The sequence below is a fragment of the Microbacterium petrolearium genome, assembly GCF_054782875.1.
Genome location: NZ_BAAGRQ010000086.1, coordinates 1 through 567, shown reverse-complemented (window position 1 = coordinate 567; position 567 = coordinate 1). Strand labels below are relative to the sequence as shown.

Here is a 567-nt window from a genome sequence, read left to right as displayed (position 1 = left end):
GGGCGTTGAAGGTGGAGCAGGACGAGTGCAGCTGCGGCGATCTCGGTGATGCGCCAGGGATCCAGTGTGATGCGGCGCAGGGCGGGCCAGGTGGCCTTGAGCAGAGCGTTGGCTCGCTCGGCTGGTGCGCGTAGCGCGTTGATCGTGGCGTTGCGGCTGACCGCGTCCGCGTTCAGGTTGGCGCCTTTGAACGGCACGATGATGCCGATCCCGGCTCCCTCGTATCCTTTGTCGGTCAGCGTGGGCAGCCCGCCGGCTGCGGCGGGGTAGAGAAACGGCAGGGCGTGAGCACGGGCCGCGACGATGTCGTTCACGGTGCCGGGCTCGACCGGGCTGACCCACTCGGGATACCCGCCCGGTCCGGCCAGGACTTGGAGATTCCCGCCGTGCTGAGCATGCTTGCCCGACCACCACAGGTCCGCCGCCCCAGCACCGCGGGCAGCGACCTTCGTCGTCGCGATCAGCGTGCCGTCCAGAGCGACGAACGCCCAGTCCTGGGCCCTGCCACGCTCCAAGGCCTGCGCGAGCGTGGGTGCCTGGTCAGCAATCACGTCGATCGCCTCATGC

General features: G+C 69.3%; 1 protein-coding gene. It reads right to left on the bottom strand.

Annotated features, from left to right (window positions below; genetic code table 11):
- Positions 1-567 (bottom strand): transposase family protein (locus tag ACYVJ0_RS13745; RefSeq protein WP_460818418.1); only part of this gene is annotated, 567 nt, incomplete at both ends.